General features: G+C 41.2%; 18 protein-coding genes and 1 tRNA gene. 6 read left to right on the top strand and 13 right to left on the bottom strand.

Going from position 1 to position 26612, the window contains the following annotated elements; all coding sequences use genetic code 11:
- Positions 1-485 precede the first annotated feature (485 nt).
- Positions 486-1271 carry a phosphate ABC transporter ATP-binding protein gene (locus tag CLI64_RS10910; RefSeq protein WP_103137245.1) on the top strand — a complete coding sequence of 262 codons (786 nt, stop codon included), beginning with the start codon at positions 486-488 and terminating at the stop codon, positions 1269-1271.
- A 201-nt stretch (positions 1272-1472) separates the two neighbouring features.
- On the opposite strand, the gene CLI64_RS10905 is transcribed toward CLI64_RS10910, so the two are convergent.
- The 7 genes from CLI64_RS10905 to CLI64_RS10875 all read right to left on the bottom strand — a co-directional run bounded on the left by CLI64_RS10905 (position 1473) and on the right by CLI64_RS10875 (position 9316).
- Positions 1473-3257 (bottom strand): M61 family metallopeptidase, encoded by a 1785-nt coding sequence (locus tag CLI64_RS10905; RefSeq protein ID WP_103137244.1) that lies wholly within the window; start codon positions 3255-3257, stop codon positions 1473-1475.
- Positions 3258-3604: 347 nt separating this feature from the next.
- A complete protein-coding gene (locus tag CLI64_RS10900) occupies positions 3605-4288 on the bottom strand; it encodes a Crp/Fnr family transcriptional regulator (RefSeq protein WP_103137243.1) in 684 nt (227 codons plus the stop codon).
- Positions 4289-4642: 354 nt separating this feature from the next.
- On the bottom strand, positions 4643-5791 hold the full coding sequence (locus CLI64_RS10895) for a pilus assembly protein PilB (RefSeq protein ID WP_103137242.1): 1149 nt from the start codon (positions 5789-5791) through the stop codon (positions 4643-4645).
- A gap of 244 nt (positions 5792-6035) precedes the next feature.
- Positions 6036-7211 carry a HetZ-related protein 2 gene (locus tag CLI64_RS10890; protein ID WP_103137241.1) on the bottom strand — a complete coding sequence of 392 codons (1176 nt, stop codon included), beginning with the start codon at positions 7209-7211 and terminating at the stop codon, positions 6036-6038.
- Positions 7212-7775: 564 nt separating this feature from the next.
- Positions 7776-8126, bottom strand: coding sequence for a carbon dioxide-concentrating mechanism protein CcmK (locus CLI64_RS10885; protein WP_103137240.1), 351 nt, complete (start codon positions 8124-8126; stop codon positions 7776-7778).
- Positions 8127-8217: 91 nt separating this feature from the next.
- Positions 8218-8529, bottom strand: a complete 312-nt coding sequence (locus tag CLI64_RS10880; protein ID WP_103140676.1) for a carbon dioxide-concentrating mechanism protein CcmK — start codon at positions 8527-8529, stop codon at positions 8218-8220.
- Between the two features lie 97 nt (positions 8530-8626).
- Complete coding sequence (locus CLI64_RS10875; protein ID WP_103137239.1) at positions 8627-9316, bottom strand: hypothetical protein; 690 nt, start codon at positions 9314-9316, stop codon at positions 8627-8629.
- Between the two features lie 220 nt (positions 9317-9536).
- Here CLI64_RS10875 and CLI64_RS10870 point away from each other — a divergent pair, with 220 nt between their 5' ends.
- Positions 9537-10451, top strand: a complete 915-nt coding sequence (locus CLI64_RS10870) for an alpha/beta fold hydrolase (RefSeq protein WP_103137238.1) — start codon at positions 9537-9539, stop codon at positions 10449-10451.
- A gap of 287 nt (positions 10452-10738) precedes the next feature.
- Here the strand turns inward: CLI64_RS10870 and CLI64_RS10865 are convergent.
- The 3 genes from CLI64_RS10865 to CLI64_RS10850 all read right to left on the bottom strand — a co-directional run bounded on the left by CLI64_RS10865 (position 10739) and on the right by CLI64_RS10850 (position 15710).
- Positions 10739-10809 (bottom strand) — tRNA-Gly (locus tag CLI64_RS10865).
- A gap of 50 nt (positions 10810-10859) precedes the next feature.
- The gene (locus tag CLI64_RS30735) at positions 10860-12125 is read right to left on the bottom strand and encodes a hypothetical protein (protein WP_157943232.1); all 1266 of its coding nucleotides are present in this window, start codon (positions 12123-12125) and stop codon (positions 10860-10862) included.
- A 63-nt stretch (positions 12126-12188) separates the two neighbouring features.
- A complete protein-coding gene (locus tag CLI64_RS10850; protein ID WP_103137235.1) occupies positions 12189-15710 on the bottom strand; it encodes a response regulator in 3522 nt (1173 codons plus the stop codon).
- 1280 nt (positions 15711-16990) lie between these two features.
- On the opposite strand from CLI64_RS10850, the gene CLI64_RS10845 reads away from it, so the two are divergent.
- A complete protein-coding gene (locus CLI64_RS10845; RefSeq protein WP_103137234.1) occupies positions 16991-17608 on the top strand; it encodes a GNAT family N-acetyltransferase in 618 nt (205 codons plus the stop codon).
- Positions 17609-18420: 812 nt separating this feature from the next.
- Positions 18421-18957, top strand: coding sequence for a hypothetical protein (locus CLI64_RS10840; protein WP_103137233.1), 537 nt, complete (start codon positions 18421-18423; stop codon positions 18955-18957).
- A gap of 203 nt (positions 18958-19160) precedes the next feature.
- Here CLI64_RS10840 and CLI64_RS10830 read toward each other — a convergent pair whose 3' ends face one another.
- The 3 genes from CLI64_RS10830 to CLI64_RS10820 all read right to left on the bottom strand — a co-directional run bounded on the left by CLI64_RS10830 (position 19161) and on the right by CLI64_RS10820 (position 23525).
- On the bottom strand, positions 19161-20300 hold the full coding sequence (locus CLI64_RS10830) for a histidinol-phosphate transaminase (protein WP_103137231.1): 1140 nt from the start codon (positions 20298-20300) through the stop codon (positions 19161-19163).
- Positions 20301-20442: 142 nt separating this feature from the next.
- Entirely contained in the window at positions 20443-21084 is a 642-nt protein-coding gene (locus CLI64_RS10825) for a YqiA/YcfP family alpha/beta fold hydrolase (RefSeq protein ID WP_103137230.1), read from the bottom strand.
- A 125-nt stretch (positions 21085-21209) separates the two neighbouring features.
- Positions 21210-23525, bottom strand: a complete 2316-nt coding sequence (locus CLI64_RS10820; protein ID WP_103137229.1) for a PAS domain S-box protein — start codon at positions 23523-23525, stop codon at positions 21210-21212.
- Between the two features lie 363 nt (positions 23526-23888).
- Here CLI64_RS10820 and CLI64_RS10815 point away from each other — a divergent pair, with 363 nt between their 5' ends.
- Positions 23889-25442, top strand: coding sequence for a DEAD/DEAH box helicase family protein (locus CLI64_RS10815; protein ID WP_103137228.1), 1554 nt, complete (start codon positions 23889-23891; stop codon positions 25440-25442).
- On the top strand, positions 25372-26586 hold the full coding sequence (locus CLI64_RS10810) for a DUF790 family protein (protein ID WP_103137227.1): 1215 nt from the start codon (positions 25372-25374) through the stop codon (positions 26584-26586). Before CLI64_RS10815 ends, CLI64_RS10810 begins: the two co-directional genes overlap by 71 nt.
- Positions 26587-26612 lie beyond the last annotated feature (26 nt).

The following is a 26612-nucleotide window of genomic DNA, read 5'->3' as shown; positions in this document are numbered from 1 at the left end:
TCTTACTGATATATTTTGTAATATTAATATTGAAACTTCTGTATACCTAATGTGATATATCAAGGCTTTCGCTTGCAAATCATCTAGATAGTCAATCTACTTTAATCTATAGGAAAATACGGTTGAGTTAACAGTAAATTTAGGTTGGGGTTTCCCTGTTGCTCAACCCGACAAGGTGTTTAGTGCTTTGGGTTTCGTTCCTTAACTAAACTGTATTGATATATAGAATTAATAATTTGATTTTTGCAAAAACTTCAGTACGCTTCTTACATCTATAGAAATAATTTGTTATTTGCTTGATTTTAACATCATGAATTAGTAATAAACTTTTGAGGTGAAAGAATAATGATTATACTGAAAACTGATTTTATCCCTGTGTTCCAAAGCGATGAAAAATCCATCTTGGCTAGACAAGGCATCAAACAGCATCACCTGTACTGTGTTTGCTGTATTGAATTACTTAATTATCACACCAGTTGAGCAGCATGAATAAGCTAGTTCCCGCCATCAGAGTTAAAAATTTCAGTTTTTATTACGACACCCAAAAAATCCTAGAAGGTGTATCTCTGGATATTTACCAAAGTAAAGTAACTGCGATTATTGGCCCTAGTGGTTGTGGTAAATCTACTTTTCTCAAGTCTCTAAACCGCATGAATGAATTAGATACAGAGATTAGGGTAGAAGGTAGAGTGGAATTTTTTAATCAAAACATTTATGAACGGCGAATCAATTTAAATCGCTTACGCCGTCAAGTTAGTATAGTGCTTTCTAAGCCGAATCTTTTCCCTATGAGTGTTTATGATAATGTCGCTTATGGTGTGAAAATTATCGGATGGCGACCGAAGGTAGAAATTGATGGGATTGTCGAATCAGCACTCAAAGATGCTGATTTGTGGGATGAGTTGAAAAATAAACTCCATAAGTCGGCTTTAGACTTATCTGGAGGTCAACAGCAAAGGCTGTGTATTGCACGCGCGTTAGCTGTCAAGCCAAAGGTAATCTTAATGGACGAACCTTGTTTTGGTCTTGATCCGATCGCTAGTATGAAAGTTGAGAGTTTAATTCAAAGCTTGCGTTCGCGTTCTGATATCACCATAGTCATCGTGAGCCACAATTTATCACAAGTGACCCGCGTATCTGACTTTACCGCCTTTTTTCACTTGAATGAGAATCGAGTCGGCGAATTGGTGGAATTTGGTGTCACCAAAAAAATCTTTACCAACCCGCTTCATTCTCGAACCCGTGAGTATGTTATTACTCGTATAAATTAAAATTTCTTTTTTTCTGTTTCCCTTGGCAAAGCGGTTATATTATTTTTTGCTTGAAAACCTGCAAAGCCAGTCTCCCTTGACTAATACCAAATTGGGATAGGTAATATGGTTTCGAGATTCTGGAACAGTCTAAGAATCTAGGCTGGTAATCCAAAATCCAAAATCCAAAATTGGTATGAGAGACTGACCGAAGAATCATGATTAGCAAATAGCAGATAGTGGTGTACCCAACCAACCAGCAAAATTCTCTTGCTGTGTGGCGGTGGGATTCTTTACCGGCACTACCTGATACTTTACTGGTCGTGGTTGACCAAGAGTCACAGGTACAGTCCGCAGTTCATCTTGATGGAAAATTGTGACTTGGATGATATCATTAGCTTGATAGTCCTTGAGGCGATCGCTCAGTTGATGAGCTGTCACCTTAATACCTGCGATCGCTAGTAACTCATCACCTGCGTCAATCCCTGCTAGTTGCGCCGGAGAAGCAGTTTCTACAAACTTAATCATCTCCCTACCATTCTCAGTATTTACCTTCATTCCTAGATAGGGTTCTTCTTCCTTCTCCGCTACTAAACGTAAGCCAAACGGTTCTAAATACTCATCAAACGGTAATTCATCTGTGCCATCAATATAGCGTGCGAAAAAGTCAGTCAAGTTAACTTCTGCTATTGATTCAATTACTGCTTGCAACTGTTGTGGAGTATAGCCAATTTCTGGCTGACCAAATTCATGCCACATTTGACGCATCACATCATCCAGAGAACGCCGGTTGCGATGTCGCCATCTAATCAGCAAATCTAGTAACAAAGACACCATTTCTCCTTTCAGATAATAGGAGACTTGAGAATTGCCACTATTCGCATCGGGACGATATAGTTTAATCCACGCATCAAAACTCGACTCAGCCAATGATTGGACTTTCCGTCCTGGAGTCGTCAAAAATCTACTAATTTCCTTACTCCAGTAGTTGAGATAGGTCTTGACCTCATAAATTCCTGCCCTTAAAGGAATAATCAGGTCATAATAACTCGTAGTCCCCTCACAAAACCACAAAGAAGGAGTATAGCTTTCTTGGTCGTAATTAAACACTTCCAACGCTTTAGGACGAATGCGTTTGACGTTCCATAGGTGAAAGAACTCGTGCGCTACCAGTTGAATAAAGCGTTCATATTTATCTTGGGTACGAAAGCCAAATCTTTGGTAAATCAGCGAACAACAGTTTTTATGCTCTAAACCACCATAAGCTTGAGCAAATAAATGTACTAAAAACAGGTAACGGTCATAGGGTAGACCACCAAACATTTGCGCTTCTACCTGCACAATTTTTTGAATGTCACTAATGAGTGGCTGTACCTGAAAATTTCCCTGTCCCCAAATTGCCATTTCATGAGGCTTACCCAAGACATCGAAACTATACAGCTGATGTTCACCAATCTCAAACGGACTATCCACCAAAGTATCAAAGTCACTGGCGTAGAAAGTATTATACTGATCCTTCATTTTCGGTAAGGCAGTAGTGACTTGCCAGTGCGGATACGGAGGTACAACAGTCACAATTATCGGTAAATTATCACAACCCACCAGCCTTAAAAACAATGCTGCTCCGTTAAAATAGCCGTGAGTAGAATCTAAATGATTAGTTCTTACCGATAACTCATTGGCAAATACTCTATATTTTATAGTTACATCTGATACATCATCTTTATTGATTTGCCAGTGATTTTTGCTGACTTTGCGCCACTCTAAAGGCTGATCTGTGCCGAAAGCAGTAAAGTCTTGTAAATTTTTGGCATACTCCCGCACCAAGTATGATCCTGGTGTCCATACCGGCATTTTTAAGTCAAGAATTGATGATGGATGGTTTACAATTTGTAAACTAACCTCAAATAGATGCGTTTCTGGTTGGGGCATTGCCACCTGATAATGAATCGTCGGCACGGTTTCCTGAACGCCAATATCGATACGAGGTGCTGTTGCTTCAGTCATCTGTAGTTAAAAGTGATAAGTTCTGAGTCAAAAGTCAGTCCATAGTTAATAGTTAATAGTTAATGGTCAATAGTCAATAGTTATGGAGTTTATAGTCAGCATTTATTTATGTAGTAATCCTAATTACTACAATAGAGCCAATTTGATTAAAATTACTAGAATTAAGCTCACCAATGCTGGTTATATCTAGACTAAGTACCACGGGTCTGACTTCGTTACAGCAAAATACTGTTACCTCAGAATGTCATTTATGAAATAAATATTAAATTTTATTTCCTTAAATTCTTAAATAATTAATAAAGAATTAAGATTTACTCGATGAATCAGGTCTGAAAAATCGCAACGCCTCAGACCCTGCCGGCTAGGTTGGTCAATTGCTTAAAATTAATTAGCTGAACAATATTATTGCCATGATCAATTTTAATCCAACCTTTTTCATTCAGTTTTTCCATAATTTTAGTAGTTTCTTCTACACCAATTTCTGTAACTTCAGCTAAATCTTTAAAAGGTATATTTAAAATTTCCTTACCAGTTTCTAATTCTTGACCATAGCTTTCTCCTAAACTGACTAAAGTGTGTGCCAGTTTCACAGCAGGTGGTGAAGACCTAAGTTGTAAACGTTGGTTATTTTGTCGCAATCTCCGCACCATTAATTGCAGCATTCGGTGATGTAATTGGGGGTCTTTAAAGAGAATTTGAATAAATCTTTCTCTGGAAATACTCAGTAATTTTACTGGAGAAAGGGCTATCACATCAGTAGAGCGGGGAGATTCGTCTAAAATCGCCATTTCCCCAAAAAAATCTCCTTTACCTAAAATGGCTAAAGCTACGGAATCATCGCCACAAGTGCGTCTGACTTTCACCCATCCAGAAACGATAAAGTAAACAGCATTACCCCAAGCATCTTCCATTAATACGGCTCTGCCCACGGGGTATTCGTGTTCAGTAGCAACGTTGAGTAGCCACTCTAGAGTTTGTGGACTAGCTGTACTCAACAAAGGGAAAATTTCACTAAAAACCTCGGTTTGCATGAAATATCTACTAACTAATAAATTTGGAAATGGAAAATAAATCTAGCTATTTTGCCAGTTCTGATCATCAAAAATACACGATTCAAAATCAATAATAACTTAATTTACAGTTGAACAAATTGCCTGAAATCAAGGGGCTATTATGTTTTATTCTGGCATCAGAACCTGGATTGTAGATTGGGATAAAATGGCTATTTTAAAATTTTCAAACCAAAATCTGACTATGAAATAAGACAGCAACTTTATGATATTTTTAACCCCAACTCCTACTAGAGAGAGTCTAGGTTGCCATTACAACATAACAATTATGTGGAAAATCGAAATCAGAGGTTTTACTGACGCAAGTCATGGGCTTTATATTGGCAACTGGTTATTTGCTGTCAGTATTTTGATTTGTTGATCTAAATTTTCTGCTAATCGGTTCAGGGCTTTTACAGCGTCTGATTGTTCAGTATTAAGTGCGGGATTTAACAGCAGTCTTTGGTTGAGTTCGTGTAATTTATGACTAAGTTGCTGAGAAATACCGATGATATCACGGCTGAGATGAATTACCTGTTGCTGTTGATAGAACTTTAATGCAGCTCCCCGCAACACTTGTAACGTCGCTTCTTCTCCATAGCTGCCTGGCATTACCCTAATGCGTAATAATACACGCGTTTGCTGATACAAACATTCCTTTTCTACTTGTCTAGGTTCAGCGTGTCTCGTCACGGGTAGGGCAACGAAACGCTTTAATTCATTTAATACTCCTTGAAATCCAGATAAAGGTATATTTTCTAACACGGATTGCAAAACACCGTTATCACTCCAGATAATTCTTCCTTGATATGGCTGTCTTTCTAAATAAAGGCGGCCAATCCCTCCACTCAAGACTCGTGCTAGTAACTCTTCTAGTAATTGCTTAGGAGGTAAATTTGTCAATGCGTCGGTGGGGGTAAATACTTCGGGGGAGTGTAACTGCAAAACAGTCACATCACTAAAAGGTGGCTTGTTGTCAGGAGTAAGAATTTCTGTATTTTTGCTTGCTCTTTGATAGGTTTTGGGTGGGGGTGTCTGTTCTGAGGCGTGGGTAGAAAAGCCAATTTCCTCAGTTTGTTGATCAATATTTTCTTCTAAGTATGTGTTGGTTTGCGGTGCTTCTGTCTGTTGCTCATCTGAAGAAAATGTATTTTTATAACTGAGATAGAGAGAGAGAATGCTGCGGTGAGTCTCGGCGGCGATTTCTTGGGTGGTAATTGTGTAGTTGAGATAAGAGACAATGCGACTGACATAATCCAAAGCCCCACCATCCTGTGCATGAACCATACCCAGTAACAGTTGATTTTCCTCTAGTCTGAGGGGCAGAATTTGGTGATACAGGCAGGCTTCAAATGATAATAGGTTATCGATTAGTTTAAATATTGGCTCGCGTTCTGATTCTTCCTCCCATTTACTGGAAGCTGCGTGTAATATTTGACCTTTACTGGCTTCGGTATCAGCTGGCTTACCCTCTGAAGACCACATAGTTTTATTTGTTTGGTGTGACTTTAATATTTTATGTTGCTGTTAGCTAGTTGGCAGTAAATAAATATACTTCTTAAATTCTGAAATGTCATCGGGGCAGGGGGCAGGGAGCAAAGGAGGCAGGGGGGCAGGGGGCAGGGAGTAGCGGGGAGAATTCAATTGTATTTGCTCTGGTTTATGGAGAACAGACAGAGGTTGTTGCCTATTCCCCATTCCCTCACTACCACTGATGACGATCGCCCACTTATTCTTGAGTTCTGATGGCTTGGGCTGCTAGATATACTTTTGTCCATTCACCCATGACTTGATGAGGTTTGAGCTTTAACTGTTCGGCTACAGCTTCAGTAGAGTGACCGGCTTTGCGTAAATCTAATACTTGTCTACCGATGGGCGTTAACTTTTCATATAGTTGCTGCCACTGGTTGGTGGTTAAACCTAAATTATGCTCTTGTAAGGAAATGGATAACCAGTTATCGACAAGTTCGGGTTTACCTTTGAGGGCGAATACACGGATGGCGTGATAGCTAATTTTTTCTCGTAGACGATAGATTTCTTTGATGGGTTTGTTAATTTTTTTAGCGATTTCATCTTGAGATTTGCCTTGGAGGTAGAGTTTGAGCCACTCTACAGCTTCGCTACCCAGGTTTTCTTCTAGGTAACTGGCAAATTCTTGTTGGACGGTTTGACGTACTGCTTGTTGTTCTTCTAGTTGCTGCGCTTCTTGATATTCGGCGATCGCTTGACTATCTACCAAGTTCACACGATTATCGCTATCATCAGTGAGCATTTCGTCAGACACTAACCTTACCAAGTCGCTTCCTGGGACTTGGGTTAAACCACCGCGTTGCGATCGCCGCAGATAGTTGACAAACCGATACACTAACAACGGTTGATTGCGTACTGGTCTTAAACAATACTCTTCTGTAGTGGCAAAAAGTAAGGTATCTTTGAGACGTTTATCTAAGGTGATTTCGGCGATGTAAGCCATTTGTTGCTGCATATAGTTATCGCTTTGCAACAGTTCTTGCAGCACCTCCTGCAAAACATCCATAACGCTGCGTTGGCGATCGCGACTCAAGGAAATCCAAGTTTGAATTTTATTGCGTAATGTAACTAAACTGCCTAAGCGAGTAATCAAGTTGCGATAGGCTTTTTCTCTGCCTAAGCCTAAGTAGCGTTGAATGAGAATTTTCCAGCGATATTCCATCGCCTGTTTAGCAATATCGAGTTCCTTGGGACTCAGCAGATCAAACCGTTGTGAATCACGACCTAAAAGCCAGAGAACAATACTTTCCCTAGCAGCTACACTTTGTTCTGGACACTCCGCAGCTAGCCGTTTGCGCCAAAATTGCGCTAGTTTTTCTGCTTCCGTTACCATAGCGAGATTGCGCTCCTCGAAACCCTGTTTTAAAGTTTGCATCACAACCCCCTTTAGTCGTCCTCAAATGATTAGCTAGCAGTTAGTTGCCCGTAAGTCCGTCATCTTCATGAAGACTTCTCAGCGATTACATTGTTATTACGTCTTTACTGGCTAACTTTATGCAAGAATTTACGCGAAAATATATTAATTTCTCTTGCCTTGATACCGGAAATTACCGTGGTTCAAGGATTTGACTGCCCTGAAATTCAGTTAAAGCTTTGTATACTTTTGTTTAGGAATCACACTTTCAAAGTAGAGGACGCACTTGCAAGGGTGTTGAGAAAAAACGACATTAAGCACTTTTGTACTGGATATAGTGGGATTTATCTCCAGACGACGGTGTTTTTCGCCTTTAAGTTTCAGCTTACGAACTTAAGGTGAAAAATGAGAACATTTGTAATCTTTCTTTTGAGTCAACTTGTGAGTTCCTCAAGTTCCTAGCTGGATTGGTGTCATCGAGAACTTGAGCTAAAAACTTAAAAGTACCCATAAGGGTACTCACTAGAATCAGGGGAATAGGTTGGAAAACGCCAGTATTCTTAACTTTTACAGGAATGCCTTTTTCTAGCGTCCGTTGGATGAGCGAATAATGGGGTTTTCTACGGAGTCCCGATATTGTTGTACTGCTTCGGTGTAGCCAATTGGTAATACGGCTTCTACGTTTTCATGGGGACGGGGAATAATCACCCAAGATTCTAAAGTACCGCCATAAACGTTTTGTGCTGCTTCTACCCCAGCCGCCATCGCAGTTTTCACCTCGGAAACATCACCGCGAATATTAACCGTAAAGCGTGCGCTACCTACACGGATATAGCCTACTAAGGTAACTCGGCCAGCTTTCACCATTGCATCTGCTGCGGCTAATACAGCAGGAAAACCCTTAGTTTCTAACGCTCCAACTGCTTGTAATGACATTAGTAATCTCCTGTATGAATAAAAGTATGGGGTAGAGGGTATGAGTGTTAATTTTACGCAGTTTCGTTACAAATTTTGATAGCGAAATTGCTTAGAAGATGCGGAACGGTTCTGATTTTTGAGTGAAGTGGATGGGTAATATCGCTTCCACGTTATCTGGAGGATTGGGAACTATGTAATGGGTGATGACTTCACCACCGTAAGCTTGTTCACCGGCTTCAATCCCAGCTGCTACTGCTGTTTTTACTTCTGCTACTTGTCCTCTCACGGCCACTAACAAACGCGCACTTTCCGCTTGACCATAATACACCAGAGTCACTGCGGCAGATTTCACCATTGCATCGGCTGCGGCTAGTACAGCCGGAAAACCCAAAGTTTCGATTACGCCAACCGCCATTGGCATGGCATCAGCTCCTAATAAATGATAAGTAATATTAATTTTACGGGGCTTTGTCCTGATTTTGACAACAGAATAATTTTTCATTTACCGCAATCAAACTTCAAATATCGGATGAGGTTGGATGACGGTTTTGTTGTCTGAGCCAAGCAAAAATTATTCCACTAAATATTGCATAGATTGGCGAAAAACTGACGACGAAAGCACCCATACCAGGTAAACCACCAATGTTATAGCCTAAACCTAAGACACCCAAGGCTGCTGTTAGCATAATGATGGCATTGGTTGGTATCCACCAAAATGATTTTTGCAGACTGCCACGCAAAATCAGCCATTGAAATAATCCCATCAGCGCGCCTGATAATGTAACTTGCGCGATCGCGCCCCAAGCTGAAGGTATAATTGCCCAAATCGGCTGACCAAAATCAGATGAACCTGGTGCGGGGACTGCTGAGTATAGCATTATAGTCAACGTGTAAGCAATTCCGCACCAACCCAGAGCCGAAACCAAAATCCACCACCAAGAACGCGGTACAATACTACGCAGGATAAACCATTGGGCAGTACCAACAGACACCCCTAATCCCACGCCTGCACCTAAAGCAGAACCAATCAAGAAACATCCAATCGCCCCTTGTCCCTGACATCCTGGAATTACTAGGGCTAGTGGATAGCCAATGATAGGAATCCCCAAAAAGCCCCCCAGCATACCCACAACCCCACCCACGAAAAAACCAGCCAAAGTGATGAAAGTCCACCGCAACCACCAACGAGTCCCAAAAAATCGCATCATTTTTCTCACAATATAGATTTTCAATTACTCTTTTATATATCCCCAAAATTGCTATGACTTACGCATTGGGGATTGGGGATTGGGGACTGAGCAACAATCTAATGAATATTGACTATTGACTGAAAAATAATAGGATACAAGCCCCTAAATTTATGTATGGGGATGATTAATTTTGAATTTTGAATTTTGAATTTTGAATTCGGAGCGAAGCGACGTGACCATGTTTCCAAACTTCTTACCAAGCACAGTTACACAACTCACAGAACCTACCTCAATCGCTCTTGCTCAAAGTATACAAACTCAGGCGATCGCAACTCCTTTAATTAATTTACCCATTACTACTTCCTATGTACGTCAGGGAAGTGGTGGGACACCAATTTTATTAATTCATGGCTTTGATAGTTCTGTTTTAGAATTTCGGCGGCTTTTGCCATTGCTAGCACAAGAAAATGAAACTTGGGCGGTGGATTTATTGGGATTTGGCTTTACAGATAGACTTGCAGGAATTCAGTTTAGTCCATTGGCAATTAAAACCCATCTGTATTTTTTTTGGAAAACCTTAATTCAAGAACCGATGATTTTAGTGGGTGCATCAATGGGAGGTGCAGCCGCCATTGATTTTACTCTGACTTATCCAGAGGCTGTGAAAAAATTGGTATTAATTGATAGTGCGGGTTTAAGGGGTGGTTCGCCTTTGGCTAAATTGATGTTTCCGCCTTTGGATGCTTGGGCTACCGGATTTTTGCAAAGTTTAAAAGTGCGCGATCGCGTGGCTCGTGCTGCTTATAAAAATGTGAGTTTAGCTTCTGTTGATGCTCTCTATTGTGCTGCATTACATCTAACAATGAGCAACTGGTCACAAGCTTTAATTGGTTTTACTAAAAGTGGTGGTTATAGTGCTTTTAGATTTAAAAGATTGGCGGAAATTCAGCAGCAAGCTTTAATTTTATGGGGTGATAGTGACAAAATTCTAGGTACTGAAGATGCTAAAAGATTTAAACGTGCTATTCCTCATAGTCAATTAATTTGGATTGATAATTGTGGTCATGTTCCTCATTTAGAACAACCTCAATCTACTGCTCAATATATTCTCAAATTTAGCAGGGAAGAAAAACTTAATTCTGTCAGTTGTTGATTCAACCCCTTGCAAAAGTCATCATTTTAGCTTCTTTCTTTGCGTCTTTGCGCATACCCTGCGGGTTCCGCGCTAGCGGTATCCGTAAGGCAAAAAGATTTATGCAAGAGTATATTTCTAAGGGGAATGGCATATGGGAGATCAGAGTCATACTCGAAAACTAACCCACGTTTAACAGCCTGATAACTTCCTGGCGTTTCGCATTCAATCAGCTTCCAGGCGATCGCTGAATACTGTTAAATCAAATCGTGGAAAACCTATCAAGGTGCTATGGCATTTTTTATTTAAGCGGGCGGCGGGAATCGAACCCGCATTAATAGCTTGGAAGGCTATAGTTTTACCACTAAACTACGCCCGCAAAATTTCAACTATATTAGTTTAACACGACTGCATTAATAATTCAAGTATTTAATTAGCGGTTTGAGGCTTGATATCAACCCATATATAACAATTGCTTAGGTCTAGTGGTGTACCGTCTTGATTTTTAGCTGGGACACAACTGTCGTTTTTAAATAAATCGTTGACGATTTGCTCGTATATACCCTTTTCACTTTGCAATTCACCAGGAAGCTCTAAAACTCGCGCTTGTTGAAAGCTACCATTTTGATCAATGATTAAACTGACTAATAACTTTGCAGGTTGTAGTGTGGAGTTGCTTGGGAGATAGCTGGAGTTATTGTCTAGCGATTTTGTAGTGTTTCCCTGGTATACAGCAAAAACACTGGGAATATCTCGGTTTCTAATGAGACCTTGCTGTATAAGTTGGCGTGCTTCATTATCATCTATGGGAAGTACGCCAGCGATAAATCCACCACTGTTAACAGGGGGTGAATTTTCCGCAGTGGGGTTATTAGTAGTTTCTGGGTTAGATGATGAGTTATTTTCACTAGAATTACTAGCGGTTTCTCCATTGGGGGTAGGCGGAGTATCTACATTATTAGAATCAGGGGTAGATTCTCCATTAGCAGGGAAATTTTGCTCACCAACATTACTGTTCGTTGCTTCATTGGGAGAGGATGGAGATTCCTGAGAGGAGTTGTTGACTGGTTCTTCCTCTTGAGTGCGTGGTGTTGTACCTTCTACTGCTTGTGATTTAGCAATCTGTTCAGGCGTAACAGGAGGAGTATCTGATGGTAATGGTGTGCCTTTACCTAATTCTATGTCTTCACGACGTTCCCAAGGGCGATCGCCTGATGGAACTATAGGCGGAGTTGGTGGTGGGGTTGGCTGCGTCGTTTCTGGTGTTGGGGTTGGTGTTGGGGTTGGCTGCGTCGCTTCTGGTGTTGGTGTTGGGGTTGGTGTCGATTCTATTGGGGGAGACTTTTCTTGAGCCAATATTTGTGTCTCAGATGGAGACTCATTTTGAGTGTTATTTTGCTGAACACTGCTATCTAAATTGACAGTCTGCTCATCTTGAGTTGTGGTTTTTGGTGCTACTGTTGTTTGGCTTGTTGATGGCTGAGGTGCAACTTCTATCAACTCTACAGGAACAATGTCTTGGCTTTTTTGAGGAAACCAAGGACGAAATCCACTCGGCGATCGCATCAGCCAAAAAACTAGCAAATGCAAAGACAATGAACCTATAGCTACAGCTATCCACAAACCAGGCGGATCTTCATGTCGCCGCCCAAATTTAGCTGCTATGGGGGTTTTATCTGCAACTTTTCCAGTCATGTTGCATCGGGAACTAAATGAAATTCCATGCTTTGGCTCACAGTCAAGTCAAATTCTTATATTTTAACGATTGACTGCTACTTCTGGTGTGACAATAAAAGTCAAAACTGTTTCATCAACTCCTTTGAGCTTCAATGGACTACCTTTAGTGATTTCTTCATCCTGTAAATAATCAGCCACCGCCGCCGAAACCAAAATCGTACCTGGAACAGCAGCAGCTTGCAATCTAGCTGCAATATTGACACTCGGCCCAATTGCAGTGTAGTCTGCCCTTTCCGCACTCCCAAACATTCCTACAACGGCTGTACCCTGATGAATTCCGCAGCGAAACTGCACGCCTTGTCCATGTTCAGCGTCAAATATGCCTTGACTTTGCCATTTCTGGTTTAATTTTACTAGTGACTTTTGCATAGCTCTAGCTGTATTTACGGCTCGGCGCACCTGTTCATTGGGTGTCAGTTCTTCTGGCGCACCATACAGAGCTAAAATTGCATCTCCCATAAACTTATCTACTGTGCCACCGTTATCAAATACCCCTTTGGTCATAGCCTCTAAATATTCATTCAGCAATTCAGCCACACGTCGGGATCTGAGGGTGTTGGCTAACTGGGTAAACCCAACAATGTCACTAAATAAGACTGTGATTAAGCGTGGTTCTGGGCGTAAATCTAAGCTTAAAGCACCCGCCGCCGCTTTAGAGACCAAAGTAGGCGGTAAAAATCGTTTGAGTACAGATTCTGTCAAATAAGTATTTAACTCCAAAACCCGTCTCTCGTTTTCTTTCAAGGCTAGAAGATTGCGAACCTCCGCTAGAAGTTCCCGATCATTGAATGGTTTTGCTAAATAAGCATCAGCTCCATATTCTGTCCCTTCGATGCGGGTTTCTTCGTCAACTTTGGCTGTCAGTAAGATAATGGGTGTGCCTTTGAGTGTTTCCTCACTGCGAATCATCCGAATCATTTCTAATCCTGTCACCATTGGCATCATTAAGTCGGTGACAATTAAGTTAGGATGAATTGCTTGAGCTTTACCAAAGCCTTCATAACCGTTGCGCGCGGTTTGAATTTGATAGCCACTACGCCGCAGGATATCAGACACGTAGGTTCGCAGATCCGCGTTGTCGTCCACTACGAGAATAGAGTATTGGGAGCGATCACTTGCTGTCCCTTGTGTGTTTTCTCTTGGGTTGGGTTGCGCTTCTACAGGTATAGATAAATCTAATTCTGACGTTGTATCTGTGTTGAGTTCTACCAGTTCTAAATCGGCTAGTTCTACACTAGCTCGACTGGTATTAACTTCTACACGGGTTTCTGACACTTGCTGTTGGGGTAAGTGAGCATTCCCAGCCACCAACGAAAGGCTAAAGGTGGTACCTTGACCATATACTGACTCAACCGTAACTTTACCACCGTGTAATTCTACTAGTTCTTTAACTAAGGCTAAACCCAGTCCACTACCTTCATAAGAGCGATTTTCTGAACCTTCAGCTTGACGGAATCGCTCAAATAAATGGGGAATCTGCTCTTGAGCAATGCCAATGCCTGTATCTTGTACCTGTAATAAGCAACGACTGCCAACATTTTTGAGGGTAACTTTGATTGTCCCGCCTTCAGGAGTAAATTTCATGGCATTTGACAGTAGGTTGTAAACTACCTTGTCAAATTTTTCCATGTCTAAATAAACGGTGGGACATTCACTAAAATCAGTCGCTAGCTGTAGGGATTTTTTCTCACAGTAGGGACGAAATGACTCCACAATTTGACTGACAAACTCCACTAAGTCGCTAGGACGAAAACTCGGTTGCATCCTCCCAGCGTCTAAGCGTTGTAAGTCTAGTAACTGGTTAACTAATCTGAGTAACCGTCGGGAGTTCCGTAAAGCGATCGCACTTTGATCATAGGATAACCCCTCGCCTGTACTGACTGCTGACTCTAACGGCCCTTGAATTAAGGTAATGGGTGTACGGAATTCATGGGAAATATTCTGGAAAAACTCGGTTTTTTGTTTATCTAACTGTAATAGGCGTTCTGCTTGCTCACGGGTTTTCTGATAGAGGCGTGACTGCTGTACTGCGATCGCCGCTTGATCGGCTACAGTTTTGGCTAACTCAATATCCGATGATAACCAGCGTCTCGCTTTGCTTCCTTCTCTTAAGGTAATACTACCGATACATTTATCATCGGCTACTAAAGGTACTACCATCAGCGATCGGGCTGGCTGTTTTCCTGGTAAATCAAAGCCTTGAATTTCTGAGCCATAATTATTCAAGTCATCAATCACCACAGGCTCATGTGTCTTGATGATTGCTTGCAAAATCGGATTATCCCCAATCGGTACTTGCGATTGAGCCAATCCAGGGATATTTAACTGATAATTGCCACTATAATCTTTATCAGAGACAGCCAGGGAATGATTCTCTAAAGGACGGGAGCTATCGTACAACCCCACATACTGCACATACTCATCTTCTTCTGCCCACAAAGATAAAACACAGCCGTCTACTTGCAAAGCCTGTCCTAGTTGCTGTGTAATCGCAGCAAAAATATCTTGGGGGTTGAGACTAGAGCGAATTGCCGTAGTAACTGTATTAATTAAAGCTTCTCGTTTGGCTAAGGCGCGTACTTGTTCATAAGCATAAGCTTGTGATAAAGCTAAAGCAGCTTGATCCGCCACCATCAACACCAATTGCACCTCATCTGCTTCCCAAATTCGCCCTTGGTGACACTGGTGCAATGCTAGCACCGCCATTAATTGCTGTTGCCACAAAAGCGGTACAACTAAGCTAGAGGAAATACTGGCCTCCTCAAAAGCCTTTGCTCTATTTTGCAGTTCAGGTGTACTTCCATAAATCCGCTCATCTCCCTCGACATCATTAATTACCTGTACTTCGCGGGTTTCCCAAACCGTCTGGGCTAGTATGGAGGCGGGGGTGGGATGATTGATGGGTGCTGTGCTGTCTTCTTGATTAACCTCTGCTGAAGCCGCTTTTTGATAAATAAATCCTTCATCTACTAATTGTTCATCTTGGAAGGGACGCAATAGACAAACATCCACCTCCAACATCTGCCCAACTGTATCAACGATCGCTTGTAAGATTTGCCGATAGTCTAAAGCACTGCGAATTGTATTTGTAATGGTATTCAGCAGCGATTCTTGGCGCAAAGTGCGAGTTAATTCACGAGTCCGCGCCTTGAGAACGTTGTGAGTATCTAAAGCTTGACGAACTACACCCTTGAGTTCTTCTGCTTCCCAGGGTTTTGTAACATATTTAAATACTTTACCAGCATTAATCGCTTCCACTAAGTCTTCGACATCAGTGTAGCCAGTTAAAATAATCCGAATAATATCTGGATATTGCGTTGCCGTGAGGCTTAAAAATTCCGTCCCACTCATAATCGGCATACGCTGATCAGAGATGATGACTGCAACCTCTCCCTCTTGTGCCAGCAGATCCAGTGCCGCAGGGCCAGATGTTGCCCTTAGCACCTTGTACTCGCGATAGAAGGTGCGGTAGAGCAAGTCAAGGTTGTCTGGTTCATCATCAACAACCAAAATTTTAGGCTTACTGTTTACTTGGGATTTCATGCACCGCTTTCCTGCTGTAACGGCAGTGGGATAAAGGACAATCTAATTCAGATAAGAATGTTTATGAGTCAGTAGTAGACAGAACATTGTAACCAAATACGCTGATGTGGCTACAAGACTGCATGGTATGGAACTATTCATAATTCATCAATCTCAATGGCTGGTAATAACTGCCATCGACATTGGAGCAGTGCAGTTAGTCTCATTATTAGTGATTTTTTTACAGATATTATATTGACTGGTCAAATATTGCCTCACCTCCAGTATTTACCATCTAAATCCTATATGCAGTAATCTCGCTCAGGTTAAGAACCTCGATTAAACTACACTCTCAGTTTTCCCGTTGTTACAGTTGCGCTAACACTTTCAAGTAAATTTTATTTATACCAAGTATTTGGCATTCAGTAAAATTACTAGCTTCATTGAGACAAAAAGTATATCGTTAGACTAATATATCGTGTCTATATGGCTTTGAGGAAATTTAGTCTGAAAGTGGTCTCGGTGGCAAGATATATGGAGCAAGTGGCTTATTCATCAAGAACCCCAGTCTCTAATTCATTGGTGTGGTGTTGATCATGTTGGCAACCATAATTAATGTGCTAAATTATTATCTTCTTACTGAGTTAATTTTTTATCTTTGCAATTTTTCATAGTTTGCCAAGTCTATAAGGGCTATGAACCAAACTATGTTCACGAATGTTGAAATTATGTTGTGTAAGGGCTAGTCATCTGATTTTTTGGCGTAGCGGCTACGCTTAGGACTATAGACTACTATATTCTGGCGTTAGCCCACTCTACAAGTCCCATCGACTATCCTGGGGTGTAAGGGTGTAAGGGTGTAAGGGTGTAGGGGTGTAGGGGTGTAAGGGTGTAGGGGTGTAAGGGTATAAGAGATGATGAGCCTCCGAAAAAAAGGATACAAGCCCTTGTTTTTTAACATGGAGTATGGTTAAAGATATATTTCGAGATACGGTTTCCTTGTACCAAGCCGCTCAATTTATTGATGGGGTTTCCCCTAAACCCCTAAACCCCTAAGCCCCTAAACCCCTAAACCCCTAAACCCCTAAACCCCTAAACCCCTAAACCCCTAAACCCCTAAACCCCTAAACCCCTAAACCCCTAAACCCCTTTACTGACTCTCACTGATAAGTCAGCTTCTACTGCTGGCTTGTTTGTCAAGCGTACACCAAATAACCTGAAATAATTTCAGCCGACTTGCTGACGGTGTTTTAGGATATTTGAAAAGATTGCCATTGAAAAACATTAGCAGTGAACTTACCTTGACATACTGGTTTTTTGATCCATATCACCAACAACAAGTCACTTCACCAACACCAAGCAGTTCTCAGCACTTGCAAATTCGTGCGGCTACCTCTGCTGATTTAAAGGCTGTGGCTCAAATTATTGCAGAAAGCTTTCACTCCCAAAATGGTTTTTGGGGATTGGTGTTTCCTTTGCTGCGTTTAGGTATTTATGAGGATCTCAAACATCGTCTACTTTTATCTTCTCCGCATCATATCTGTTTAGTTGCTGTCAATACCAGTGTTGATGGAATTCAACAATTAGTGGGTACTGTAGAGATGGGCGTGCGTGTTAGTGATATTTGGACACGGGATAATAAGAGGTTCCTTTATGTATCTAACTTAGCTGTTCACCCAGAATACCGCAGGCACGGTGTCGCCTCTAAATTGCTCACTAGCTGTGAACAGGTATCACAGGAATGGGGATTTGATGATTTATATCTCCACGTTTTGGAAAATAACTATCAAGCCAGGCAGCTTTATTTCAAACTGGGATATAAGGTACACAAGGTAGAATCCGATATGAATATATTTTTATTTCGACAATCACGGCAGATTTTATTACATAAACATTTGCACTTAGACGCTTCAACATAATATTTTGTCATGTTATGTAAATTATTTAGGGAAAATTCTGGCTTTAGTCAGTTTCTGAGAACCGATTAGTTAAAGGTTAGGTTATGCTTATTCAAAATTCGCAACATCTGGCAAAAAAAAATTTATATTCTCAATAGTTTAGTTTAAATACTCAATTTTTCCAGATGACTGAGCAGTATTACCTTATGGTTTTGGATAAAAAACATGGGTGTAAAATAACCAGATATCAACTACTGTAGTTCATCACAGTTATAGTATATTGTCCCTTGTTAGTCCCTAATCTCAAGCAATATAGGCTGAGACTGTAATTATCAATTAGGACTAGAGGTTGGCTAATTTTGCTCTGTACTTGCGATGATGCACGACTTAGGCGGGAAGTTTCATAAGCAGATTTTGATCTAGCTTTAAGAAAGGTTTATAGAAAAAATATGTCTATTTGAGCGTGATATGTTAAAAGTATGTTGGCTTAATTTTAGATTTAAATATATCAGAAGATAACATTTCAACTATAATTGTGATGTCAGTAAAATTACGTTTAAATTAAATTAATTTCCTCACAAAAACTTAGCAATAAAGATATTAACTTCATGGAAACTTTAAAAATTTTCAGCTTAATTGGCAGACAAATGTAGTTAAATCACATAAAATGTGATTACTTAATCATGTCAGACCCTCTATTTATTGAAGCCTTAGTTAAAAGTAAACTGAAAATTCTTTTACTAAAGAAATATCAATAGAACAAAGAGTGAATATCAAAAGAAAATCCCATAGCAAATTTCCAAATTTACACCATACAAAAGTTTGAGCAAGCAATGGATAGCGAAAAACACCCCCGCTATCAGGTTACTATGGTATCAACTTACTACTCTGACAAAAATTGCCTTGACAGTTTTGTCATGCCAGATGGAACCGAGCCAACATACAGTTCGGATGTTCTGACGTTACTACACAGTGGCCAAGTTTTAATCGTCAACAGTCGTAGGCGGAATGGTTTAATCCTGATTAAACGCTATCATGCTGAATTTGCAGGGCCAGGCGCAGCCGTTGGAGGTGAATATGATGCTGATTGCCAAATGGTCATTCCTATAGGAAATCTGTCCTTACTCACACCAGAATCCTATGAAGAACGGCAGAAAGCTTATCTAATTAGACGGCAGTGGATTAGACTGATCAAGCAGATTACTGAACATACACTACCTCAGCAGCGCGTGCAGAAAATCTTAGATCAGTTTGAGCAATATTTTCCCCAAGACGCAGTTGCTAATTTGCCAGATGAGGTTTTCGCTTTGTTGGTAGGAGTTTTACCTCAAACAGTGGGAATGGTGAGGCGTTGGGGGAATAGGGAATAGGGGTTGGGGACTGGGAGACAAGGTAGAAGTGATGAGTAATGAGTAATGAGTAATGAGTAATGAGTAATGAGTAATGACCATTGACCATTGACCCTTACGGGTTCGATAGTTGCTTTCCGACGCAAGGCGACAGGAACGCACTAATGACTAATGACTATTGACTATTGACTATTGACTATTGACTATTGACTATTGACTATTGACTATTGACTAAAATACTCTTGAATACGATTTAGTGTGCGGGAATTCTCTTCAGGCGTACCGATGGTAATTCTTAGTCCGCCGCTAATTTCACGGATGAGAGTACCTTGGTTTCTTAAGTGTTGATGAAGATGTTTTAAAGATATATTCTGTGACTGGGTAATTTCTGGTTTGAGACGCACGAAAATGAAGTTGGCAGCACTGTCTATTACTTGTAATGTTGGGTTTTGAGATAAAGCTGTAATTAGTTTGCTGCGTTCATTGAGGGTTTGGGGAATTGACTCTAGTAAGATTTGCCGATTTTGCAAGCCTACAAGAGCCGCAGCTAGAGAAAAACTAGGTAGATTGTAGGGTAGACGGACTTTTTCTAGAATGGCGATCGCTTCTGGATGAGCTATACAATAGCCTACACGCATAGCTGCTAGGCGGAAGGCTTTAGAAAAGGTGCGTAAAATTATCCAGTTGGGACGTTGTGCTAGTTCATTAACTAAAGTTGTTTGACTAAATTCAAAATACGCTTCATCAATGACGACTAAAATGTTTTCACTCAAATTTCTTAACCAAGATAATTCATTATTGGTTAAAGGGTTAGCTGTGGGGGAATTGGGATGAACAACGAAAACTACGCGGATGGGAGGGTTTTGAGTTTGTTCTATTGCAGCCTGGGCGGCGTTTAAATCAATTTCAAAGTTCGCAGGATTTCTAGTAACTTCTACTACGTTGATACCCAAAGTCTTGGCGATAATCCCGTACATGGAAAAGGTAGGATTAGCCACCAGGATAGAACCTTCTCCTCGTAGGCAAGTAGCTATTAATACAGAACGTATCAGTTCATCTGAACCATTACCTACAGAAATATGGTCAGCAGTAAATAGAGATGGGGTAGTACCAGCCGATTCATTGACATATTCAGCGATCGCATTTTTCAGTGCTTGATGTCCCCCATCTGGGTAACGATTGGTTTCAATGACTTCTTGATAAGTCCAAGCTAGTTTTTGTTTTAACTCAGTTGGTAAATCATAGGGGCTTTCGTTTGTATCTAAACGATCTAACTGAGTTGGAACTGCGGCGGCAGTATCACTACCAGGGTGAGGTTTGTAAGCGTTGAGTTGGGTTAAATCTGAACGAATAAAAGGAATCATAGTTTTAGTTAATAGTCAATAGTCAATAGTCATTAGTCATTAGTCATTAGTCATTAGTTATTAGTCATTAATTTTCTTATTTCCCACCTTGTCTTCCTTGTCTTCCTTGTCTTCCTTGTCCCCAGTCCCCAGTCCCCAGTCCCTAAAATAATTGACAAAATTCCTGAATGGCTTGCCAAATTTCTTCTGTAACATTACCAAGGGCGTGATCGCTGTCTAGTTCTATCAGCTTTACCCAGGGGCGGGATTGCATAAAATCTTGGCTGGCGGTGATGGGAATGACTTCATCTTGTTTGCCGTGGAGTATTAGTGTGGGAATGGGGCGTTGCAATTGATTTTCGGAGTATTGGGTGGCATCTGTTACAAAATTGTAGCTTAAAGGGAGCGATCGCTTTTCACCATAGTGATAAACCATGAGAAACTTTTCTTGTTGCCAACGCTGTATGGTTTCTTCTCCTAATTTGGTCAACCAATGAGATAAAAAGCCGAAAGCTGGTGCTAGCAGCACTAGGCGTTCTACTTGTAAATACTGCTGTGCTATGTGAGCAGCAGTCAACCCTCCTAAACTAGAACCGATGAGGGTAACGGGTACAGAGTCACTGGTAAAAGTGGTAACAACCTGTTTAATTTGGCGTGAGATGGTTAACTCTGAGAAGTCCCCAGCATTGAGATCAGGAATAGTAAGGGGAATTTGTATTTGAGTAAAGCGATCGCTGATATCTTGCGCTTTCACTGATTTGGGACTGGAAGCAAAACCGTGTAGGTAGATGTATTGGGTAGTCATTAGTTATTAGTCATTAGTCAACAGTCAATAGTCAATAGTCAACAGTTTTCTGCTGTTCTCCCTTGTCTCCCTTGTCTCTGTTACTCCCAGTCCCCAATCCCCAATCCCCAATCCCCAATCCCCAGTTAACAGTCAACAGTTCTGCCTGCTAAATTAGCAACTACAGATGCTAACTCATCAGGATTGACGGGTTTGGGGAGGTGTAGTTGGAAACCTGCTGATAGTGCTTTGGTACGGTCTTCTGGTCTAGCATATGCTGTTAGTGCGATCGCCGGAATTGTACTGCTTTGTGATTGGGGGAGCGATCGCAGTTGACGAATGAGTGTATAACCGTCTGTTTGAGGCATTCCAATATCGCTAATGAGGATTTCTGGATAAAATTTCGGAAAGGCTTGTAGGGCTTCGGGGGCAGAAGAAACTGTCATTACTTGCGCGCCATACTCTTCTAAAATTGTGCTGATTAATTTTTGTGCGTCTGGCTCATCATCCACAACTAGGACGCGTAAACCTTTGAGTATGGGCGAGTGATCAAAATTCTCTGTGTCGGTGGGATTTAATTCTGGTTGGTTGTTGTTGACTGGTTCAACAATGGCTCTCATGGGTAAGTTGACCACAAAAGTAGCTCCTTGCTCAAGCCCTGGGCTGGTGGCGTAGACTTTACCCCCATGCAATTCTACAAGGTGACGGACGATCGCTAGTCCTAATCCTAATCCGCCGTGCGATCGCGTTGTGGAACTATCGGCTTGTCGAAATCGCTCGAATACGTGGGGTAGGAATTCGGGAGCTATACCTGAGCCTGTGTCACTTACCTGAATTTCCACTGAAGAATCTACACGTCTGAGTTTGACTGTGACTTTACCGCCTTTGGGGGTAAATTTGACAGCGTTAGCTAGCAAATTCCAGATAATCTGCTGCATACGGTTGCCATCACCCATAACTAAACCAACGTTAGGTTCTGACTCGTACTGGAGGGAAATTTCTTTGGCATTGGCAGCAGGCTGGATAGTTTCTACTGCATCTTTGAGTATATTTGTCAAGTCTAATGGCTGAATTTTCAGGCGCAGTTGACCCCGAATAATCTGAGATACATCTAAAATGTCTTGAATTATTTGGGTTAAAACTCTGGTATTGCGCTCTATTGTTTCTAAGGCACGCTCGGTTGTAGTTTGATCAAATTGACGACTTCTCAGTAGTTGTACCCAGCCTAAGACAGCATTAAGTGGTGTACGCAATTCGTGGGAAAGGGTAGCGAGAAATTCGTCTTTGATGCGGTTGGCGACTTCGGCGGTGGTGCGTGCGGCTTTTTCCCGTTCTAAAAGTTGTTGGCGTTCTTGTTCTGCTTGTTTGCGTTCGCTAATGTCAATCATAAAGCCATGCAGTAATCGCGGTTCTTTGCCAGAACGCACGACATTGATGATGTCATGTAGCCAAACCACTCTGCCGTCAGCTGCTAACATCCTATATTCAAATTCATAGTTATCTAAAGTAAGTGATGATTCATGACAATGTTTAATTACCCATGTTTGGTCTTCTGGGTGTATGTGTTCATCCCAAAAATTTTCTGAGTACCAGTCTCTTGCAGGGTAGCCTAAAATTTCTTCGCTTTGTGGCCCCACATAGGTAAATTTATTTTGGGCGATATCTACTTCCCAAGGAATTACCCTGACTTTTTCTGTGAGTTTCCTGAGTCTGGCTTCACTGGCTTGGAGGGCTTGTTTTGCTAAAATCCGTTCGCTGCTATCTAGTACAAATCCGACTACTTGATTGTCTGAGCGTTCTAATAAGGCAAAGCCTACTATCACGTATACTCGGCTACCGTCTTTACGAATGTATTCAGTTTCTAGATTGTGACATACACCTGTAGTTTTGAGTGTAGCGATCGCGCGATCGCTTTGTGCCAAATATTCCGGCGGTGTAATTTGTAGCCAATTAACTCTTCTTTTGTGTAAATCCTCTTGTGTATAGCCTACTATCCTTAAGAAAGCATCATTAGCCTCTAGAACTAGCCCATTGAGATCAGCAACAATCACCCCGATAATATTAGAGTCTACTAACCTTCTAAATTTTGCTTCGCTTTCTTGTAGCTGCTGATTAGCACATTCTAACCTCTGCTTAGAAGCACCAAGTTCAGAGTTTAACCAAGCAATTAGCGTTGAAACTAATATAAATAAAAATAAGCGTAACTTGCTATCTAAATTGTTGACATATAGGGAAAATTTGGGGTCGAGAAAAAAGAAATCGATACTAAAGGCAGATAATAAAGTTGTTAGTAGTCCTGCTTTAAAGCCACCATACCAAGAACTAATAGCTACGGCGGCAAAAAATAGTAAAAAAATAGTTGGCGTTAAAAGTTGTTTGAAGATGAAAGTCAGCAATAAAGCGACACTGACAGTCAAAAATGCCACTGTGTAGGATAAAAACCTGGGGCGTATTCCTTTCAAGGTGGCTTCTCCTTTGTGCCTCTCGCTAGAGCATTATTCCCAAAATAGGTGAGAAAATGCGATCGCTCCACACTAATTTTGCATAGATTAAATACGAATTTGACGCTCGTAGTTGTAAATCTGTCTAAAGGCTTAATCAGTCTCCATTGGGAGTGGTGAGTGGTGAGTGGTGAGTAGTGAGTGCTGTTAGCGGAAGCGCGGCGTTTAGCCGGTGCTGAGTAGTGAGTGGTGAGTGGTGAGTGATGAGTGCTGACTAATGACTAATGACTAATGACTAATGACTATTGACTAGAGAGATATAAGCTTTTTCGTGGTAGCGATGTAAAATGCTTGCAGTCCTCAGTCTATGATTACCAATGTCTAATGGCTCGTATTCCCACCTTAACATTTGATCGCGGCACATTAATTTTACATCCACCGCCACGGGGTAAAGCTTGGATGGATTATGCTACCTGGGATGATAGAGTCGAAAAATTCCGCATTCCAGGAATGAAATATCGTGCTGTGGTGGAAGCACTGCAAGCGGAAGACGTTGATTTTATCGATGAAGCCAAAGAATTTTATCCTGTAGACTTGGTAGCGAGTCTAGAAATGCAACCTTATCCCCATCAAAGTGAAGCTTTAGCAGCTTGGAAACTGGCGGGAAGACAGGGGGTAGTTGTTTTACCGACGGCGGCGGGGAAGACTTATTTGGCGCAAATGGCGATGCAGTCTACACCCCGAACTACCTTAATCGTTGTGCCGACCTTAGACTTAATGCACCAGTGGTATGCTCATTTGGTATCAGCGTTTCCTGATGCGGAGGTGGGTTTATTGGGGGGTGGTTCGCGGGATAAAACGCCGATTTTAGTCGCCACCTATGACAGTGCAGCCATTCACGCTGAAGCTTTGGGGAATAAATATGCTTTGATTGTGTTTGATGAGTGCCATCACTTACCTACAGATTTTAACCGCGTAATTGCCGAATATGCGATCGCACCCTATCGTTTAGGACTCTCAGCCACACCAGAACGCACTGATGGGAAACACGCAGATTTAAATATTTTGGTTGGTCAAGAAGTCTATCGCAAACGTGCCGAAGATTTGGCAGGGAAGGCGTTAGCGGAACACGAAATAGTCCAAATCAAGGTGAAATTATCCCAGCATGAACGGGAAAGATACAACGAATTAATTCAAATTCGCAATGATTTTTTGCGCCAAGCAAAGATTTCCTTGGGAAGTATTCAAGGTTGGCAAATGTTTGTGCAGATGAGTGCGCGATCGCAATCTGGACGTAGAGCCATGCTAGCACATCGCGAAGCCAAAGAAATCGCTCTTGGCACTGATGGTAAGTTACGCATTTTAGCTAATTTACTCGCCAAACATTACCCCGAAAGAATTTTAATTTTCACGGCTGATAATGCCACAGTTTACAAAATTTCCCAAGACTTATTAATTCCCGCCATTACCCATCAAACCGCAGTCAAAGAACGCCATGAAATTTTAACTAAATTTCGGGAAGGTGAATATAATACTTTGGTCGCTTCCCATGTTTTAAATGAAGGTGTTGACGTTCCCGCCGCTTCTGTAGCGATTATTTTATCGGGTACTGGTTCAACTAGAGAATATATTCAACGCTTGGGGAGAGTTTTACGGAAGGGAAATATTGCAGATAAACAAGCAATTCTCTACGAAGTTATAGCCGAAGACACCAGCGAAGAAAATACATCGGCAAGGCGACGGGGTGAAGATAAAAAAGCCAACTTAAAAGTAGTTTATGGCAGTGGTAAGGGAGAAGTTGCTAAAGCTGCCGAACAATTAGAAATTAATTATGTAGTCGATAAATCATCAGATAAAAAACAGGGCAATGCTACCTACAGAACTACTAAGCCATCGTCTAAACGGCGAAGAAATCATTCCCAAGAGACTGAAAATTGACACAAAAAATTTAGAGTTAGCTAACGAGTTAATCAATTGTTTTCAGTCGGCTTTGGGTAAGACTCAAGGTGAACTTGAGCGTCAACTTTTAGATTTAGAAGGTGATGCCACAGATTATCGAGTCAAGCGGGGTTTATCTTACATTATTAAAAGCAATTTTTGTACTTTTGAAGTGGTGAGTCCCCTAGAACCGCCAATGTTAAGAGAAAGGGTGTTTGCCTTGGCAGCGAAATCTCCACCGAGTCGAGAGTCAACTCAAATGACATTGGTGAAAATTGCCGATGAATTAACTCAAGAATTAGAACGGGAAATCTTACCGCAACAAGTCCATGATGGACTTTATGCTGACTTAGTTGAAAATAGAATCCTCACTAACTTTGACACACCTACAGGTGTAGATTTAATTAATAGATATAATTTATCGCAAGTGCAGGGGATATTTTATAAAGCCAGTAAATTAATATTAAATGCCCATCGCAATGTACCAGGAGAATATAAGCTGTTATTTCGCTATTTGAAATTGTTTCAATTAATGGCTTATATCGAAGGTGATGCCGACCACGGCTTTACCATTACCGTAGATGGCCCGACAAGTTTATTTACTCCTAGCACACGTTACGGGTTAGCGATCGCTAAATTAATTCCCGCCTTACTTCATGTTACCAAATGGAGTCTTGCTGCCACCTTACAAACCCGTGATGTTTACACAGATACTTGGCGGACTGGCAGATTTACCCTTAATTCTGAATGTGGTTTAGTTTCCCATTACTCCAAAGGTAAACCCTACGACAGTATGCTAGAAGCATCCTTCGCTGATAAATGGGATGCGATGAAAACTGATTGGGTTTTAGAGCGAGAAGTAGATTTAATTCCCATTCCTGGTAGTGTGATGATTCCCGATTTTCGCTTAGTGCATCCCGATGGGCGGGAATTTTTATTAGAAATAGTCGGATATTGGCGACCAGAATATTTACAAAAGAAATTTTCTCAAGTGCGACGTTCTGGGTGCGATAACTTGATTTTGGCAATTTCCGAAAGATTGAATTTAGAAAAAGCCGGAATTAAATTAGATAATGTGCCAGCGAGAATTATTTGGTTTAAAGATAAATTATTACCCAAGTCCGTGTTAGCAGTAATTGATTAATACCAATTTAAAAGTTTTGTGGGATG

Source organism: Nostoc sp. CENA543 (assembly GCF_002896875.1).
Taxonomy (GTDB): Bacteria; Cyanobacteriota; Cyanobacteriia; order Cyanobacteriales; family Nostocaceae; genus Trichormus.
The sequence above is the reverse complement of the archived record's forward strand: the minus strand, read 5'-3'. Positions and strand labels throughout refer to the sequence as shown.

Excerpts from the sequence above, each read along its gene's own strand:
- CLI64_RS10910 (WP_103137245.1), top strand. The coding sequence starts at position 486 with ATGAATAAGCTAGTTCCCGCCATCAGAGTTAAAAATTTCAGTTTTTAT.
- CLI64_RS10905 (WP_103137244.1), bottom strand. The coding sequence starts at position 3,257 with ATGACTGAAGCAACAGCACCTCGTATCGATATTGGCGTTCAGGAAACC.
- CLI64_RS10900 (WP_103137243.1), bottom strand. The coding sequence starts at position 4,288 with ATGCAAACCGAGGTTTTTAGTGAAATTTTCCCTTTGTTGAGTACAGCT.
- CLI64_RS10895 (WP_103137242.1), bottom strand. The coding sequence starts at position 5,791 with ATGTGGTCTTCAGAGGGTAAGCCAGCTGATACCGAAGCCAGTAAAGGT.
- CLI64_RS10890 (WP_103137241.1), bottom strand. The coding sequence starts at position 7,211 with ATGCAAACTTTAAAACAGGGTTTCGAGGAGCGCAATCTCGCTATGGTA.
- CLI64_RS10885 (WP_103137240.1), bottom strand. The coding sequence starts at position 8,126 with ATGTCATTACAAGCAGTTGGAGCGTTAGAAACTAAGGGTTTTCCTGCT.
- CLI64_RS10880 (WP_103140676.1), bottom strand. The coding sequence starts at position 8,529 with ATGCCAATGGCGGTTGGCGTAATCGAAACTTTGGGTTTTCCGGCTGTA.
- CLI64_RS10875 (WP_103137239.1), bottom strand. The coding sequence starts at position 9,316 with ATGATGCGATTTTTTGGGACTCGTTGGTGGTTGCGGTGGACTTTCATC.
- CLI64_RS10870 (WP_103137238.1), top strand. The coding sequence starts at position 9,537 with ATGTTTCCAAACTTCTTACCAAGCACAGTTACACAACTCACAGAACCT.
- CLI64_RS30735 (WP_157943232.1), bottom strand. The coding sequence starts at position 12,125 with ATGACTGGAAAAGTTGCAGATAAAACCCCCATAGCAGCTAAATTTGGG.
- CLI64_RS10850 (WP_103137235.1), bottom strand. The coding sequence starts at position 15,710 with ATGAAATCCCAAGTAAACAGTAAGCCTAAAATTTTGGTTGTTGATGAT.
- CLI64_RS10840 (WP_103137233.1), top strand. The coding sequence starts at position 18,421 with ATGGATAGCGAAAAACACCCCCGCTATCAGGTTACTATGGTATCAACT.
- CLI64_RS10830 (WP_103137231.1), bottom strand. The coding sequence starts at position 20,300 with ATGATTCCTTTTATTCGTTCAGATTTAACCCAACTCAACGCTTACAAA.
- CLI64_RS10825 (WP_103137230.1), bottom strand. The coding sequence starts at position 21,084 with ATGACTACCCAATACATCTACCTACACGGTTTTGCTTCCAGTCCCAAA.
- CLI64_RS10815 (WP_103137228.1), top strand. The coding sequence starts at position 23,889 with ATGGCTCGTATTCCCACCTTAACATTTGATCGCGGCACATTAATTTTA.
- CLI64_RS10810 (WP_103137227.1), top strand. The coding sequence starts at position 25,372 with ATGCTACCTACAGAACTACTAAGCCATCGTCTAAACGGCGAAGAAATC.